The sequence below is a fragment of the Acerihabitans sp. TG2 genome, from assembly GCF_035013185.1.
Taxonomy (GTDB): Bacteria; Pseudomonadota; Gammaproteobacteria; order Enterobacterales; family Enterobacteriaceae; genus Acerihabitans.
The window spans coordinates 205,694-220,965 of sequence record NZ_JAYGJO010000003.1 but is presented as its reverse complement, the minus strand read 5'-3'; the positions used below and the strand labels follow the sequence as shown (position 1 = coordinate 220,965).

The 15,272-nt window shown below is 54.9% G+C and carries 13 protein-coding genes; 7 read left to right on the top strand and 6 right to left on the bottom strand.

Going from position 1 to position 15,272, the window contains the following annotated elements:
- Positions 1 to 8: 8 nt before the first annotated feature.
- The 3 genes from tssF (at position 9) to SJI19_RS04235 (ending at position 3,035) form a co-directional block, all read left to right on the top strand.
- Entirely contained in the window at positions 9 to 1,784 is a 1,776-nt protein-coding gene (gene tssF / locus SJI19_RS04245) for a type VI secretion system baseplate subunit TssF (protein ID WP_323477017.1), read from the top strand.
- The gene (gene tssG / locus SJI19_RS04240) at positions 1,784 to 2,830 is read left to right on the top strand and encodes a type VI secretion system baseplate subunit TssG (protein ID WP_323477016.1); all 1,047 of its coding nucleotides are present in this window, start codon (positions 1,784 to 1,786) and stop codon (positions 2,828 to 2,830) included. The genes tssF and tssG overlap by 1 nt, the downstream gene beginning before the upstream one ends.
- A 70-nt stretch (positions 2,831 to 2,900) precedes the next feature.
- The gene (locus tag SJI19_RS04235; protein WP_323477082.1) at positions 2,901 to 3,035 is read left to right on the top strand and encodes an IS3 family transposase; all 135 of its coding nucleotides are present in this window, start codon (positions 2,901 to 2,903) and stop codon (positions 3,033 to 3,035) included.
- A gap of 206 nt (positions 3,036 to 3,241) precedes the next feature.
- Here the strand turns inward: SJI19_RS04235 and SJI19_RS04230 are convergent, their stop codons facing one another.
- Positions 3,242 to 4,153, bottom strand: coding sequence for an AraC family transcriptional regulator (locus tag SJI19_RS04230; RefSeq protein WP_323477081.1), 912 nt, complete (start codon positions 4,151 to 4,153; stop codon positions 3,242 to 3,244).
- 158 nt (positions 4,154 to 4,311) lie between these two features.
- Between SJI19_RS04230 and SJI19_RS04225 the strand changes: the two genes are divergently transcribed.
- A complete protein-coding gene (locus SJI19_RS04225) occupies positions 4,312 to 5,145 on the top strand; it encodes an oxidoreductase (protein WP_323477015.1) in 834 nt (277 codons plus the stop codon).
- A 107-nt stretch (positions 5,146 to 5,252) separates the two neighbouring features.
- Here SJI19_RS04225 and SJI19_RS04220 read toward each other — a convergent pair whose 3' ends face one another.
- The 4 genes from SJI19_RS04220 to SJI19_RS04205 form a co-directional block, all read right to left on the bottom strand.
- The gene (locus tag SJI19_RS04220) at positions 5,253 to 7,184 is read right to left on the bottom strand and encodes an FAD-binding monooxygenase (RefSeq protein ID WP_323477014.1); all 1,932 of its coding nucleotides are present in this window, start codon (positions 7,182 to 7,184) and stop codon (positions 5,253 to 5,255) included.
- A 130-nt stretch (positions 7,185 to 7,314) separates the two neighbouring features.
- Complete coding sequence (locus SJI19_RS04215) at positions 7,315 to 8,580, bottom strand: gallate dioxygenase (protein ID WP_323477013.1); 1,266 nt, start codon at positions 8,578 to 8,580, stop codon at positions 7,315 to 7,317.
- Between the two features lie 14 nt (positions 8,581 to 8,594).
- Complete coding sequence (locus SJI19_RS04210) at positions 8,595 to 9,974, bottom strand: aromatic acid/H+ symport family MFS transporter (RefSeq protein ID WP_323477012.1); 1,380 nt, start codon at positions 9,972 to 9,974, stop codon at positions 8,595 to 8,597.
- 260 nt (positions 9,975 to 10,234) lie between these two features.
- Positions 10,235 to 11,461 (bottom strand): LysR family transcriptional regulator, encoded by a 1,227-nt coding sequence (locus tag SJI19_RS04205; protein WP_323477011.1) that lies wholly within the window; start codon positions 11,459 to 11,461, stop codon positions 10,235 to 10,237.
- A gap of 132 nt (positions 11,462 to 11,593) precedes the next feature.
- On the opposite strand from SJI19_RS04205, the gene SJI19_RS04200 reads away from it, so the two are divergent.
- Genes SJI19_RS04200 through SJI19_RS04190 form a run of 3 tightly spaced genes read left to right on the top strand, consistent with a single transcriptional unit; the run spans position 11,594 to position 14,129 of the window.
- Positions 11,594 to 12,331: a PIG-L deacetylase family protein gene (locus SJI19_RS04200; protein ID WP_323477010.1), complete on the top strand. Its 738-nt coding sequence runs from the start codon at positions 11,594 to 11,596 to the stop codon at positions 12,329 to 12,331.
- Positions 12,328 to 13,047 carry a 4-carboxy-4-hydroxy-2-oxoadipate aldolase/oxaloacetate decarboxylase gene (locus tag SJI19_RS04195; protein ID WP_323477009.1) on the top strand — a complete coding sequence of 240 codons (720 nt, stop codon included), beginning with the start codon at positions 12,328 to 12,330 and terminating at the stop codon, positions 13,045 to 13,047. Before SJI19_RS04200 ends, SJI19_RS04195 begins: the two co-directional genes overlap by 4 nt.
- On the top strand, positions 13,047 to 14,129 hold the full coding sequence (locus SJI19_RS04190; RefSeq protein WP_323477008.1) for a 4-oxalomesaconate tautomerase: 1,083 nt from the start codon (positions 13,047 to 13,049) through the stop codon (positions 14,127 to 14,129). The genes SJI19_RS04195 and SJI19_RS04190 overlap by 1 nt, the downstream gene beginning before the upstream one ends.
- Before the next feature lie 165 nt (positions 14,130 to 14,294).
- Here the strand turns inward: SJI19_RS04190 and SJI19_RS04185 are convergent, their stop codons facing one another.
- A complete protein-coding gene (locus SJI19_RS04185) occupies positions 14,295 to 15,149 on the bottom strand; it encodes a LysR family transcriptional regulator (RefSeq protein ID WP_416347499.1) in 855 nt (284 codons plus the stop codon).
- Positions 15,150 to 15,272: the final 123 nt, after the last annotated feature.

Here is a 15,272-nt window from a genome sequence, read left to right as displayed (position 1 = left end):
GAACGGTGATGAAAGACGATTTCTTAAACTATTTTGACGGCGAAATGCGTTACCTGAAGGAAGCGGCGCGGGAGTTTGCCCACCAGTTCCCGGACTTGGGCCGGACACTGGGCGTGGACGGTGGCCCCGCCCAGCGCGATGCGTCCGTCGAACGGCTTTTCCAGGGCTTTGCGCTGCTGATGGCCCGACTACGCCAGAAGGTGGATGATGATATCCCGGAACTGACCGAGCCGTTGCATGCCCATCTGCTGCCGGTGGTCAACCGTACATTACCCTCAACCGCCGTGGTCGAACTGACACCTGCCACCCCGGCGTTGCATACACGGGAAGAGGTGTTGCCTGAAGGCAGCGAACTGCTCACCCAGCCGTTGGGTAGCGACCGGCAACATTGTCCGTACCGCACCACACGAGCTCTTCGCGTGCATCCTTTTACGCTGGATAACGTCACGCTGTTTACCCGCCCGAAAGGGCAGCAAGCCCTACGCCTGCGTTTCACGTTGCCCACACTCAGCGAAATTCGCCCCGCCGACTGGCAGAACCTCAGCCTGTACCTGCACGGTGACCGGGTATTGCAGTCGGCGCTGTATCTGGCGCTTAGCCGCCAGGTCAAACAGATACAGGTGTGCTTCTGGCAACAGTCGTCCGACCTCATGACAGTGGCGGCACAGTTTGTACCCCGCTGGCAGTCGGAGCACGACCCCAGCCTGTGGCCAGTGAGCGACAGCCCGGCGTTGTGCGGTGAAATCCGCCCGTGGCTGGAGTATTTCACCGGCCCGGAACGCTATTTTTTTATGCAACTGCGTGGGCTGGAGACGCTGGTGTTCCCACCGGACACCACGGCATTCGATGTCGACGTCACCCTGAGTCAACGCTGGGCGTATGATTTACCGTTACCGCCGACCGCTATCCGCATGCACTGTGTGCCGGTGATTAACCTGTTCCGCTTGCTGGCTCAACCGCTGACGGTCGAACCCACCGTAACGCGGTATCGCCTGCGGCCACACCGGTTCAGCGACGAGCACACCGAAATTTATACGGTGGATGATGTCGCGCAGGTGACCGAAGACCAGGCCGAGTTCCACTATGTGCCCTACAGCCATTTTCGCCAGAAAGGCGGCATGCTCAAGCACGACGACGCGTGGCCAGAACGTTATTACCATACCCGCCTGCAGCGAGGTGCGGCCGGGCTGAACGACACCGTGCTGATGCTCGGCGGGCGTACCCATGAAAAGAACCTGGGCCTGAAGATACGCCTGAACCTGACCTGCACCAGCGGCACCTACCCGCGCAGGGCGTTGGCGCAGGCGGTGTTTGACGGCCAGATGTCCCTCGGCAACCTGGAACTGTCCTGCCTTACCCGCACGCCTCCGGGCATGCCACACTACCCGCCGACCACTGCTTTGTACCAATGGCAGATGATGTCCCTGCTCCACCCACAGTCCATTGCCGGGCTGATGGAGACCAATGCCTTGCGCCATGCGCTCAGCTTGCTGGACTGGACGGACGTCCCCGACAATGCCCGACGCATCGCCGGTATCCAACAGGTGGACTATTCACAGTCCCACCATCCCGGCGAAGGCTGGCACGGGGTTGCCATCCGGGTCGCACTCGATGAAACACCGTTTTTCGGTCAGGGTGACGCACTGCTGTTCAGTGAACTACTCGAGCAGTTTTATACCCAGTACGCCGACATCCGCCGTTTTACCCAACTGACGGTGACGCTCAGCCCGTCCGGCACGCAATGGGCCTGGCCAGAGCGGCGCATTGAACGGATCCTGTTCTGATGAATGACACACACAACAATGATAAAATCCTGCCCGCGTTCTGGCAGGACAGCGACGGTCACGACCGGGCGCACCAGTTCAACTTCTACCGTTTCTGCCAGATAGTCGAACAGTTGTCCCCCGACAAGGCCCCGCTGGGCAGCACCTTCTCCCTCGAGCAGGATGCGGTGCGCTTTCGTCCTCATCCGGGCATGGGGTTCCCAGTCAGCACCCTCAACGCGGTGGAGACCGATCCTGACCATCCCGAGCGGCCACCGACAGTGCGCACCACCTTTATGGGGTTGTACGGCGTCGACTCGCCGCTGCCCACCGGTTATATCGACGACATCGCCCAACGGCGTGACGGGCATGAAGGGCTGGAAGCGTTTTTAGATATTTTCAACCACCGGATGATGACGCAGTTTTACCGCATCTGGCGCAAATACCACTACCCGGCCACCTTTGAGGCGGGTGGTAGCGACAAAACCTCACGTTGCCTGATGGCGTTGACCGGTATCATGAACGGCCCGAGCTCGCACTTGCTGGCCCTGTTGCAACCCCTGATGAGAACCACCCGCACGGCGGAAGGCATCGTCAGCGTGATAAAGACGCATGCCCCCCATACGCAGGTGACGGTCACACCTCACCAGATCACGAGGATGTCGGCCGGGAGCCAGCGGGCCAGATTATCACTGGCACAGCCTCAGCGGTTAGGCGATAAGCTTATCCTGGGCCGTCAGGCGAAAGAGGCGAATTACCTTATCGGTGTAGCGTTGTACACCGAAGACCCCGCCGAAGCCAAAAGCTGGTTACCGGGAGGCCCGTTGCACGAGGACGTGTTTGCGCTGTTGGGTGTCTATCTGGGTTGTGATTACGATGCCAGCCTGAAACTGACCATTCCAACGACGTTGGCCCCACTGCCACAACTGGGCAACCGTGCGCTGCTGGCGGGCTATAACGCGGTGCTGGGGCTGCGAGGCGATAACCTGGCGAAGATGCCCGCACAGGTCACCATGAATCTGGGGCGACTTCGGGGCAAAAAAAACCGGCTCAAGCCAACGACCTGAAAAAGAGATGTGCTACCAATGTCATTCTGATCCCCCCGGTGGGGCATAATTCGATTGGTATTGACAGTTTATTACCCGAAAAGAAGGCGCTTGGGTAATCAGGGAATTTAGCGAGATCGTCTACAACCGACAGCGCCATCATTCCCGACTGGGGTATCTTTCACCGGCAACTTTCGAGAAGAACGATTATCGAGCAGCGGTTTAAATATTCTTTTGTTAGATCCGATCATTGTGTCACCTGTTTGTGTGCTGAAGTGATGATATCACCTCTGTCCAGGTGGCCAAATTCACTATGCCACTCCACCACTTCATTCCAGCCCCAGTGTTGTAGGGAGATGACCGCCCGAAAACGACTTAGCCCTTATAGCAACATGCCAAATTGATAATATTTTGAATTTTTCTTTTAGTTATCTAGTGCGAAGAAACGAATTCTGACGTTGCATGCGCCGGTGGCAGGGCAAAACGCTCACGCATGCGCTTTGTCTCTTCGGCGGGGGGACGCCCAAATAATCGTTTGAATTCGCGATTAAATTGCGAAGGACTTTCATACCCTACGGCCTGGCTCGCGACAGCCGCAGTTAAGCCTTGGCGAACCATCAGCAAACGGGCCTGGTGCAGACGTGTCGATTTCACGTATTGCATGGGTGATGTCCGTGTAATGGCCTTAAAATGGCTATGAAAGGTCGGCACACTCATCCCTGCCTCTTCTGCCAGCTTGGGAAGATTTAGGGATTGCGCATAGTTGGCATGAATACGGCGTAACGCCTTGCCAATTTTTCCGAATTGACCGTGCATCGCTAACGCCGAGCGCATGACATTGCCCTGAGCGCCGGTGAGCACACGAAAATAGAGTTCTCTCACCAGCGCGGGTCCGAGTATTTCGGCATCAATTGGCTTGCTCATTGTTTCGAGGAAGCGAAGTACCGAAGCGCTTAGGGCCGCGTCCATTGGGCTGGAGATCATACTCTCGGGATTAGCCTTTGGTAATGCAACGCCCAGCCTATCTATTTGTATCAGTAATTCGGCAGCGAGTTGGAAATCCAGATGTAAATATATGGCCAGTAATGGGTGCTCTGGAGAAGCATCAGTTTCCATCACGAAGGGCACCGGTACAGAGACCACAAGATAATGCTGCTCGTCATAGACGTAAGTCTGATCGCCAAAATAACCTTTTTTTGAGCCTTGGCACACAATGACGATACCGGGATCGTAAAGAACTGGCGTGCGGGCCAGCGGGCGATCCGAACGGAGAAAACGGACACCAGGAAGTACAGTAAGGTTATAACCTTCCTGTGACGCCAATGCCAAAAGCAGGTTAGCCATATACTGCTGCTCAGAAACAAAGCCAGAAAACACTGTCGTTTTATCCCCCACAAATGACTCCTCATAGAATTAGGCAATAAAAAGAGAATATTTGGTCTAAAAAGTGAAAATTTAAGAGAATAGTATGCACATATCTCTTAACCAACGGGTGTTTTACTATGTCTCCATCCAAAATTATTTTGATCACCGGTGTCAGCAGCGGCTTTGGTCGTGCATTAGCTCAGGAAGCATTGAAAATCGGTCATCGCGTCGTGGGAACAGTGCGTAACACGTCGGCGAAGGCATCTTTCGAGGCAGTAAACCCTTCACACGCCTTCGCACGGATGCTTGATGTGACGGACTTTACATCGATCGACAATATGGTTGCTGATGTCGAGGCAAATATCGGTCCGGTTGACGTGCTGGTCAACAATGCCGGTTATGGTCATGAAGGTGTGATGGAAGAGTCTGCGTTGGATGACATGAAACGCCAGTTCGACGTAAACGTATTCGGTGCGGTAGCGATGATAAAAGCGCTGCTGCCCTATATGCGCGAACGTCGCCGCGGACATATTATCAATATCACATCAATGGGCGGATTCATTACCATGCCAGGTATTTCCTATTATTGTGGCAGTAAGTTCGCCTTGGAGGGGATTTCCGACGCTTTGAGCAAAGAACTCAACCCTTTTAATATTGCGGTAACAGCCGTTGCCCCAGGATCTTTCCGCACAGATTGGGCAGGACGATCAATGGTCAGAACCCCGCGTAAGATCCCTGATTATGACCCCTTATTTAACCCGATACGACAGGCACGGGAGGAGAAAAAGGGTAAGCAACTTGGTGATCCTGCCAAAGCAGCGCGTGCCATGCTGGCAATCATTGAGAGTGACACTCCACCGGTCCATTTATTATTGGGAAGCGATGCACTCGATCTGGTGCGCGATAAACTGAACGCTTATCGCGCAGAAATCGATGTTTGGGAAGCTCTAACGCGTTCAACCGACGGTTAAGAAATGTAGGCCGGCTTGCCATTGCCCCCAAACAATGGCAAGAATGACGTCATGTCGCGGATCCCGCAGGATTGTCTTGGCGCCTGCAGGGGGGAGAGTTAAGGTTGTCAGCGTTTGTTCACCGGCAGCATAAAACCCGCAAAAAACGCCGACAATTCGTCAAAGGCCTGCAGCGGCAGGATATGAGCGACATACTGATCGGGACGGACTACCACAACAGCGCCCGATGCACGATTGATGCCCCGCACGGAAAAAATATCACTGCCCGACCTCAGGTCAGGGCAGAATATTTTTTCATAATCAATCAATCCGTATTGACCTTTCTGGGGGAACAAACAGGGTGACAGTTGATCCAATTTCAGCCCGCTGGCCGCTTGCTGGAAAATGACCCGAACGTCAAATACATCATCACAATCACCGCCGGGTGGAGTGAAACGATTAAGCGGAGAGCGACTATCCTCACTAAGAAATACGCAAAGCTGATTGACGGCTGACGACGCCTGATAAGGATCCTCATCAGCGGCAAAAATAAATATACGCCAGCGGGCATCGCTTTTAATGACATGACCAAGCTGTACCGGTTTGATATCCGCCAGACGCAGAACCGGGGCCGAGTGGAAACGGCTGCCGATGATGAATCCGCAAGCGAGCTCCTGCCAGGTGGTTATGCCGGTCAGTCTGGAGGGCTGATACGTTACCGACATCCCCGCCGTATAACGACCATGCTGGATAAAATAGCGTTGAAATTTCGGCTCATTCTCCTGGCTGTCGTCATTCAGTTCTGGTCGTTCACTCATAATGCGCGACCATTCGCGATCAAAATTAATCAGATCCTGCGCCACGCTCTGCCGTTCTTCTGAGTACGTGTGCAGGATCTCTGGCGGACTGATGCCTTTCATCACGGCAACCAGCTTCCAACCAAGATTAAACGCATCGCCCATGGAGACGTTCATTCCCTGCCCGGCTTTCGGGCTATGGGTGTGGCAGGCATCGCCGCAGATAAAAATATGGGGCAGTTGGTGCGCCACTGCCGCCTGCGGAACATCATCAAACTTATCAGTCAGCCGCTGTCCGATTTCATACACTGACCACCAGACCACCTCTTTGACGTCAAAGCGATAGGGTTGAAAAATACGCTGTGCCGCACCAATCAAATCATCAATGTCGATATGGCGATTGCGGATCCTTTCGCCCTCGTTAAGTTTATCCAGTTCGATATAGAGCCGCGTCAGATAACCGCCCTCGCGGGGAATAATGATGATGTTGCCCTCGAAAGCGGACTGGATCAGCGACTTACAGCGGATGTCCGGAAAATCCGTCACGGCCAGAACATCCATCACCCCCCAGGCCTGATTTGCCGAATCGCCAATCAGCTCGCGGCCAATGGCATGGCGCACCGTACTGCGTGCACCATCACACCCCACCACATACCGGGCGCGAACGGTTATCTGCTCGCCCGTCGGCACGTCGTCAACCAGCCGGACGAGGGTGACCTCAACCGGGTAAGTCGAGTCTACTTCCGGCGTCAACAGAATGTCGGTTACGCTGATGGAGTAAACCGGCTCCAGGCGGGAGGGGGATTTACGCATCAACTCCAGGTACATATCGTGAATACGGGCCTGATTGAGGATCACATGCGGCATCTCTGATAACCCGTCGGCGACGTCCTGAACGCGTCCATTGCGGGTAATGGTGGTCGGCGCGTTGTGGTCCGGTTTCCAAAAAGTGGTCTCATTCACCCAGCAGGCTTGCTTTAAAATCTGTCCGGCAAATCCAAACGCATTAAACATTTCCATTGAACGACAGGAAATGCCATCTGCCTGCCCCTTTTGCAGTGGTCCTGGTTTTCTTTCCACAATCAGCGTCTCTATCTCGGGGAAAGCCGCTAGCTGTGCGGCCAGGGTGAGTCCTGCCGGGCCGCAACCGACGATTAGCACATCGATTTTGTCAGGTAATGTACCCGGCGCTCGTACGTTTTTCCTGCCATCTTCAAACCATTCCGGATCGCCGGGCCGAAAACCATTAAGATGATATTGCATATTCTTTTCTCCATTTAGCGGGCTAGCAGGCTAGCGATACCGCCGTTCAAGCAAGGCAATGATTGCGGGGTTTATCGCGCAAGAGGATCAAGGTACGTCACCCTGATAAAGCAGGGATGATCGCCACGCCTCATGCCGTTGGCTCTTTTCCCGCCACTGAATAGGTGACCTGCTGATTACGGGTTTTCATAAACTCATCCAGCGACATGCCTTTCATGGCCGCATAGATATCCAGGTTTGACGCCCCCGTCACCGCACCGAATTTCTCCAGCAGGAAAAAACTGGCGCCGTACTGGATCAGCTTGCGCCAGTCGCGCTGGCGTATCATGTCGCATTCCTGTTCGCTCAGCTTCGCCTCGGCAAACATCGCCTGCTCATCGCGGCGGAAACGTTCGCGCAGCGCGGGCTTAATCAACTGGTGTAAAAAACGGTTCAGTCGCAATGCCTCCAGACTGCGCGCCTGGGTGAACGGATAAGAACCCGGCAGTTTTTCTATCCCCGCCAGCTGTTCCGCCATCTTCGCCTGATGGCGTTTGACGGTGTTCACCGGTAGCGTGCCCGCCTGATTTTCCAGGATTAAGGTGGCAATGCCGGTCATGGAAGGCAAATAATAAGCCTGATGTTTTTTCACCACATTCGCCGAAAGTGCGCCGCGCATGACGAGCCACATGATCTCCTCGGCACCTTCAACGCCACTGAGTTCGGCATACTCTGCAATGGTCATTTCGGTCAGGCGTAGCGGGTCATTGACCAATAACGACATAAACTGCGCGTCCCACTCAACGTTGTTAAAGCCGCAGCGTTCACCATGTACCTGATGTGATAATCCTCCGGTGGCCACAATCGCCACGTTGATGTCCTCCGGGTAACTCTCGATGGCGCGGCGTAACGCTTGGCCCAGTTTGTAACAGCGTTTTGCCGAGGGAATGGGGAATTGCAACACGCCAACCTGCAGCGGAACGACACGGGTTGGCCAGCCGTCCCTGAATGGCATCAGCGCTGAGAGGGGGGAGAATAATCCGTGATCCAGCGGCTTATCCATAAAGAATGACATGTCGAACTCATCGCTCATCAGGCTGGTGCCAATATGACGAGATAACGCTGCGTCGCCTTTCACCGCGGGCAAGGCGCGCGGACCGCCGCCTTCATCGGCGACGTGATACTCGTGGTCGATCCCCAGTGAAAAGGCAGAATAATGGTCAAAGAAAAACGACGTGACATGATCATTAAAGATATAGATCAGCGCATCCGGCTTATTCTCGGCCAGCCATTGCTGTATGGGGGCGAAACCGTCGAAAATCGGCTCCCAGGCGCCTTCTTTCTGTTTATCGTGATCGACAGCAAAGCCGATGGTTGGGGTATGAGACACGGCCAGGCCGCCTATGATATTTGCCATAACGATGACTCCACTTATCGGTTATTTAACGTTTGTGACAGTGCAGGGATCTCACCGAGCCCGGTGTCCGTTACTTTTTTGACCTGAGTAATGCTTTTATGAAAAATAATGCTGAATGCGGCAAAAAACGCCGACAAAGCAAGCACGAAAAATATCGCTGATTGCCCGGGAAACGCCCCCATCAACAGGCCGCCTAACGATGAACTGGTAATAGCGCCAATGCGGCCAATGCCATGCATCCAGCTCACGCCAGTGGCGCGGATTTCCGTTGGGTAATAGCCAGGCGAGTAAACCTGCAGACCGTTCTGTGCGCCATTAATGCACATGCCGGTAATAAAAATGATCACGCCCAGCGCCACGCCGCTAAACCCAAAGATCCCTTGTATCAACAGACAAACAAAACCCATCAGGTAGAACAGGCCAATCACATATTTGGTTCGCAGTTTGTCCATCAGGATCCCAACGATTATGCCGCCCAATGGCCCGCCCAACTGAAACAGTCCGGCGATGATGGCTGCCTGCTCAAGTGAAATGCCGCCGGAGTGCATGATGGTCGGCAGCCAGCCATTAAGCAGATAAATGACGAATAACCCCATAAAGTAGGTCAGCCAGAGGATGATGGTGCCGCGGGCATAGCCATGGCGAAAGAGCTCGGCAATTTTGCTGTTCTGTTTCACGTAAGATGCTGGAAGCGTAAACCTGGTTTCAGCAGCGAAAGTGCCGCCCATACGATTGAGCAGCATGGCGATTTTTTCATGCGCCACTTTGCGCGACACCAGATTAAGCGCTGACTCGGGTAACAGCCAGAAAAACAGCGGTAACATCAGCAGAGGCACCGCCCCACCAAGAATTAACACGGATTGCCAGTGATAATGCGCCAGCAAGCCTGCCGCAATAAATCCACCGAGACCAGAACCGATATTAAATCCGCTGAACATCAGCGTTATCATCAGCCCCTTGCGGCGCTCCGGTATATATTCCGCCAACAGCGTTACACAGTTGGGCATCACCGCACCCAGACCCAGTCCGGCGATAAAGCGTAATAGCGCCATCTGCGGCGGTGAGGAGGCGAAGGCGCAGGCAAGACTAAACGTGGAAAATATCAGTACGGCAAGCAGGATGGTGTACTTGCGACCATAGTGATCGGAGAGAGGGCCGGCGATCAGCGCGCCAAGCGCCACGCCGAACATCGCGGCGCCTAGGATGGGGCCCATAGCAGCACGGCTAATTCCCCATTGTTCAATCAGGGCCGGGGCGATAAATCCCATTACCGCCGCATCATAACCATCAAACATAATGATAATCAGACATAGCACCAGCACACGCCATTGGAAGGGGGTGATAGGCTGCGCGTCAATCCATGACTTCACGTTGACCAGGTTGTTTTCATTCATCGGGTACGCTCTCTGTCATGCCACTAATGGCAGCTAAAGGTAGAGTGAGAGAAATTTAACAATCCTGTAGCACGTTAAGCGCGCTGATGAAAAGTGTCTGTCAAAAAAGACTTTTAGAGGTATGAGTTAGGTTTATATTGTGATAAAGATAGCAAAGTTTCAGTCAGGGAAAATACTGCACCAAACTCTGTACACGGGCGTTTAGTCGAAGGTTGTTAATAAAAGACATATGAATTTTGTTTAGCCTGCCAGGCTAGGGGTCAGACTGGCTGCACCACTTCGCTAATACACTGCAGCAGTGCCTTCGCGGCTGGAGAATGCAGCGCGCCCTGACGAAAGGTCAGGCCTATTTGCCGTCGCGTATCGGGCAGATTCAAACGTAAGGGCTGCAGAATGCCGGCGCTGAGTTCATATTCCAACTGATGAGATGACACCGCCGCCACCATATCCGAATTGAGCAGCAGGCCGCGTACGATGGCTAAATCGCCGCTTTCCACCATGGGCAGGGGGACAGCCATCCCCAGGGACTGAAAGGCGCAGTCAAGTAGATGGCGCGAGGGGGTGTTATCGCGTGGTAAGATCCATTGCGTGGCATGCAGATCGGCTGGGACCAGCGGGCGTCCCGCCAGTGGATGCTGAGGCCGCGCCAGCAAGATCAGATCTTCCTCGAACAGCACCTGGTTGTGAATATCCAGCACGGCTTCATCCTGTCGCAATGCCCCCAGAATAAAATCAATATCGCCCGCACGTAGCTCTGTCACCAACGCACTGAAAGCACTTTCATTGGTCACCACCTTAATGCCGGGATAGCGAGTCAACAGTTGACAAATGGCTCGAGGGAGCAGACTGCTGCGGCACAATGGCAGCGCGCCGATGTGTACCGTACCGGTCAACGCCCCTTGATAAGCGGCAATTTCTTCCGGAATGCGGCGGATCTCATTCAGGGCGCGGCTGATAAACGGTGCCATTTCGCGGCCAGCCGGGGTGGGCATCATTCCTTTGGGCGTTCGCTGAAACAGCAGCATGCCGGCCCCTTTCTCCAGCACCTTCAAGGCGGCACTGACCGCAGGTTGGCTGATCCCTAACGCGCTGGCCACGCTCTGGGTATGGTGCAAACGGTAGAGCGCCAAAAAAATGTGCAAGCGGCGCAGATTGAATAACCAAATCGGTTCTGCATCATTACGCCGGGCGGTGTCACGCAGTGTTAGCCGGTGCAACATCTGCGGCGCCTGGTGCAATTCCTGAACGGCGCGCCGGGCGCGTGGCAATACGCATTTCCCCATTTCCGTCAATAACATACCGCTGGCGTGACGTTCAAACAACGGTACGGACAGCGTCAGTTCCAGATCGCGTATTGAACGGGTGATGGCTGACTGGGTGCGAAATAAATTATCGGCGGCGGCGGAAACCGTTCCACGATCGGCAATCATACAAAAAGCCCTTATTTGCATGACTTTTATCGAATTATCATCATTTTTATTTTTCATTTCCGTACCCTGTCATCGTCGAGGGGAAGATCACAACATAAATAAAAATCATAGCCTGCGCAATGAAAGGCATTATCCAAAGTGGCGTAGCCCATGCCAGGATGAAATAAACGGCCAACGCAGGAATCAATAATGGTGAATAACGCAGAAAAAAATGCCCTGGTGGTAAGTGCTCATTCCGCGGATTTTGTCTGGCGCGCCGGTGGCGCTATCGCCCTGCACGTTGCGCGAGGCTATCAGGTTCATGTGGTGTGTCTGTCCTTTGGCGAGCGTGGCGAATCAGCGAAGCTGTGGCGCCGGGGCAATATGAGCGAAGAGGACGTTAAACTGACGCGACGCGCGGAAGCGCAGGCCGCAGCAGAGATCCTCGGTGCCAGTATTGAGTTTTTTGACCTCGGTGATTACCCGCTATACGCTGACAAGGAGGATCTGTTTCGGCTGGCAGATGTCTTCCGACGTGTACAGCCACATTTTGTCTTAACGCATTCGGTTAGCGATCCCTACAACTATGATCATCCACGGGCGTCCAACCTGACTCAGGAAGCGCGCATCATTGCGCAGGCTGAAGGATATCGTCCTGGAGAAGCCATCATAGGCGCGCCGCCGGTATACTGTTTCGAACCGCATCAATCCGAACAATGCCTCTGGAAACCGGACGTGCTGTTGGATATCACCACCGTGTGGGATAAAAAATACGCGGCTATCCAGTGTATGGAGGGTCAGGAGCATCTGTGGGAATACTATACCCGAGCGGCATTGCAACGCGCAGTGCAGGCAAAACGTAACGTGGGTATCGCCAGCGCCCATGTTATCAGTTATGCCGAGGGGTATCAGAGCCTGTTCCCACGCGTCACGGAGGATCTATCATGAGTCTGACGGGTAAAAAAGGCGTGGTGGTACGCCATATAACGCGCGCCGATGCGACATTAATGTCTCGCTTCGCCAGTTATGGCGTGGCAACGGTGCATGAAGCCCAGCAACGTCAGGGATTACTGGATGTGCGCATCCGTCCGGTGCAGCAAGGGAAATCCATTGCGGGCAGCGCGGTCACGGTACTGGTTTCACCAGGTGATAACTGGATGTTTCATGTTGCCATAGAGCAATGCCAGCCGGGCGACGTTCTGCTGGTTGCGCCGACCTCCGAGTGTCACGATGGCTTTTTTGGCGATCTACTGGCGACATCTTTGCAGGCGCGCGGCGTGGTGGCATTGGTCGGGGACATTGGTATTCGTGATAGCCAGACGCTGCGCGACATGAACTTTCCCGTCTGGTCGCGCGCTGTTTATGCCCAGGGCACCGTTAAAGCCACGCTGGGTTCGGTGAATGTTCCCCTGATCTGCGCCGGGCAGTTAGTCTATCCCGGCGATATCGTGGTGGCGGACGACGACGGCGTCGTGATTGTCTCCCGCCAACAGGCGCCGGCGGTCGCTCTGGCGGCGCACCAACGCGTTGAGCTGGAAGAGGGCAAGCGCCAGCGGTTGGCTGCAGGCGAGTTGGGACTGGATATCTATCAGATGCGAGCGCAACTGGCGGAGAAAGGCCTGCGTTATGTGGATTCACTTGAACAACTGCGGAGTGAACTCTGATGAAACAGACGCGGCTTCCCTGTGTGTTGATGCGTGGTGGAACCTCAAAGGCCGCCTGCTTTTTAGCCGCCGATCTCCCTGCCGACATCATCCTGCGCGACCGGGTTTTGTTGGCAATCATGGGGTCCCCGGATGCCCGACAGATTGATGGCATCGGCGGCGCCGATCCGCTGACCAGTAAAGTCGCTATTATCTCGCCGTCGTCACATCCTAAGGCCGATGTCGATTATCTGTTTGCCCAGGTCAATGTTGATAAGGCCGTAGTGGATTATGGTCAAAACTGCGGCAACATCCTTGCCGCTATCGCGCCCTACGCCATTGAAAAAGGTCTGGTGGCAGTACAACACCAGACCACGGTGGTGCGGATTTTTATGGTAAACACCGGCAACATCGCCGAAGCGGTGGTCACCACGCCAGATGGAATGATGGAATATGAAGGGGATACCCGGATTGACGGCGTGCCAGGGTGCGGCGCTGAACAAATCCTGAACTTCGAGGATATTGCCGGTTCCAACTGCGGTGCGCTGTTACCCACCGGGCAGGCGCGTGATTGTTTTGATGGTATTGAGGTGACCTGCATCGACAATGGGATGCCGGTGGTGTTGCTCAGCGCGGCCGATTTGGATCGAACAGGCTATGAAAGCTGCGACGCGCTGGATAAGGACGAAGAACTGAAAGCCCGTCTGGAATCGATTCGTCTGCAAGCCGGAGAAAAAATGCATCTCGGTGATGTGCGCCAGCGTACCGTACCAAAAATGACGCTGATCGCGCCGCCGACACAGGGAGGCACCCTCACTACCCGCACGTTTATCCCGCATCGCTGCCACACGTCTATCGGCGTGCTGGGGGCGGTAAGCGTGGCGACAGCCTGTCTGATTGCCGGCAGTATCACTGCGGGCCTGGCGCAGGTCGGCACCGAGGCAACACACCGCCTGGCGATCGAACACCCCAGTGGGGAATTTAGCGTGATATTGCAGTGCGACGCGAACGGCAACGTAGTGAGTAGCGGATTGGTCCGTACGGCTCGCCTGTTGTTTGATGGTCAGGTGGCTATTCCGGGATCGCTCTGGGACGGTAGGTAGGGGGTGAAGATATCCCCCCACAAAACCAGGGTTGTGAATCACCCAGTCACGTCGGACGATCAAAAAGGGTCAATACCGGCCTTTACGGCGGCGGGATAATTCTTAGCCTGCCATTATTTCCTACATCGGTGGGCGCACACTGGGATCTCTCGGGTCAGTCACTGATCACCCCAATCGTTGAAGAGCGAGTTCAACAAACCGGCTTAGCTTGGCCGTCATGCGCCGGTCAGCCAAGTGAACGAGAGCCAGCGGCCATGCCGGAGTGGCGGTATCGCGCAACAGCCTAACCAGGCGCCCCGTAGCAATATCATCGGCTATTTCGAAATCCGCCAGCAGCGCCACACCTAAGCCATCCCTCACCGCCGACAGCAATGCCGTTCCATTATCGACAACGAAGCGGCCCGACACTTGGACGGGCAACAAACCGGAGAACTGCCAGTGATTGCGCGGAGCCCCATCGCGGAACAAGAGGCAATTGTGTTGTGCCAAGTCAGCTGGGGTGAGCGGAACACCATGCTTCGCGAGATAGTCGGGTGATGCACAAACTACCCTAAAGCAAGGGCGCAGTGGCCGGGCAATCAGCCCGCTATCGGGTAGATCGCCGAAGCGGAATGCGGCCTCGATGCCCTCTTCAGTCAGGTCAACGACCCGATCGGTTAGCCGTAGGTCGACTTCCACGTCTGGGTAGAGCCTGAGGTAATCGTGAATAAGCGGCGTCACGACGCTTGTGCCGAACGACACAGTGGCACTTACCCGCAGATGCCCGGAGGGACGGCTATGCCGTTCTCGCGCCGCGTCCTCCGCCGTCTCGACGCGGGCAAGCACGTCTAAGCAATCGGCGAGGAAGGTTTGACCCACCTCCGTCAGGCTTTGCCTGCGAGTCGTGCGCTGAATCAGCTTGGTACCAAGCCGGCGCTCTAAGTCCTGAACGTGATTTGCAACCATGGTAGGGGATAACCCGCACACCTTGGCTGCTGCGCTGAAGCTGCCCGCTTGTGCTACACGGGCAAACACAGACATGCTCTCTAATCGATCCATTCCACACTCCTGATTGGATATGTTCGCAGAATTTAGCGGATTATCCAAATAAAACTTCTCAATTATAGTGCTCGCTTGGGATCTCGGCGCGTTTGCGCCGATCAA

What these genes read in the sequence shown, in the direction of transcription:
- SJI19_RS04215 (WP_323477013.1), bottom strand. Translation starts at nt 8,580, where the DNA reads ATGGCAAATATCATAGGCGGCCTGGCCGTGTCTCATACCCCAACCATC.
- SJI19_RS04205 (WP_323477011.1), bottom strand. Translation starts at nt 11,461, where the DNA reads ATGAAAAATAAAAATGATGATAATTCGATAAAAGTCATGCAAATAAGG.
- SJI19_RS04200 (WP_323477010.1), top strand. Translation starts at nt 11,594, where the DNA reads ATGGTGAATAACGCAGAAAAAAATGCCCTGGTGGTAAGTGCTCATTCC.
- tssF (WP_323477017.1), top strand. Translation starts at nt 9, where the DNA reads ATGAAAGACGATTTCTTAAACTATTTTGACGGCGAAATGCGTTACCTG.
- SJI19_RS04195 (WP_323477009.1), top strand. Translation starts at nt 12,328, where the DNA reads ATGAGTCTGACGGGTAAAAAAGGCGTGGTGGTACGCCATATAACGCGC.
- tssG (WP_323477016.1), top strand. Translation starts at nt 1,784, where the DNA reads ATGAATGACACACACAACAATGATAAAATCCTGCCCGCGTTCTGGCAG.
- SJI19_RS04230 (WP_323477081.1), bottom strand. Translation starts at nt 4,153, where the DNA reads ATGGCTAACCTGCTTTTGGCATTGGCGTCACAGGAAGGTTATAACCTT.
- SJI19_RS04225 (WP_323477015.1), top strand. Translation starts at nt 4,312, where the DNA reads ATGTCTCCATCCAAAATTATTTTGATCACCGGTGTCAGCAGCGGCTTT.
- SJI19_RS04185 (WP_416347499.1), bottom strand. Translation starts at nt 15,149, where the DNA reads ATGTCTGTGTTTGCCCGTGTAGCACAAGCGGGCAGCTTCAGCGCAGCA.
- SJI19_RS04210 (WP_323477012.1), bottom strand. Translation starts at nt 9,974, where the DNA reads ATGAATGAAAACAACCTGGTCAACGTGAAGTCATGGATTGACGCGCAG.
- SJI19_RS04220 (WP_323477014.1), bottom strand. Translation starts at nt 7,184, where the DNA reads ATGCAATATCATCTTAATGGTTTTCGGCCCGGCGATCCGGAATGGTTT.
- SJI19_RS04190 (WP_323477008.1), top strand. Translation starts at nt 13,047, where the DNA reads ATGAAACAGACGCGGCTTCCCTGTGTGTTGATGCGTGGTGGAACCTCA.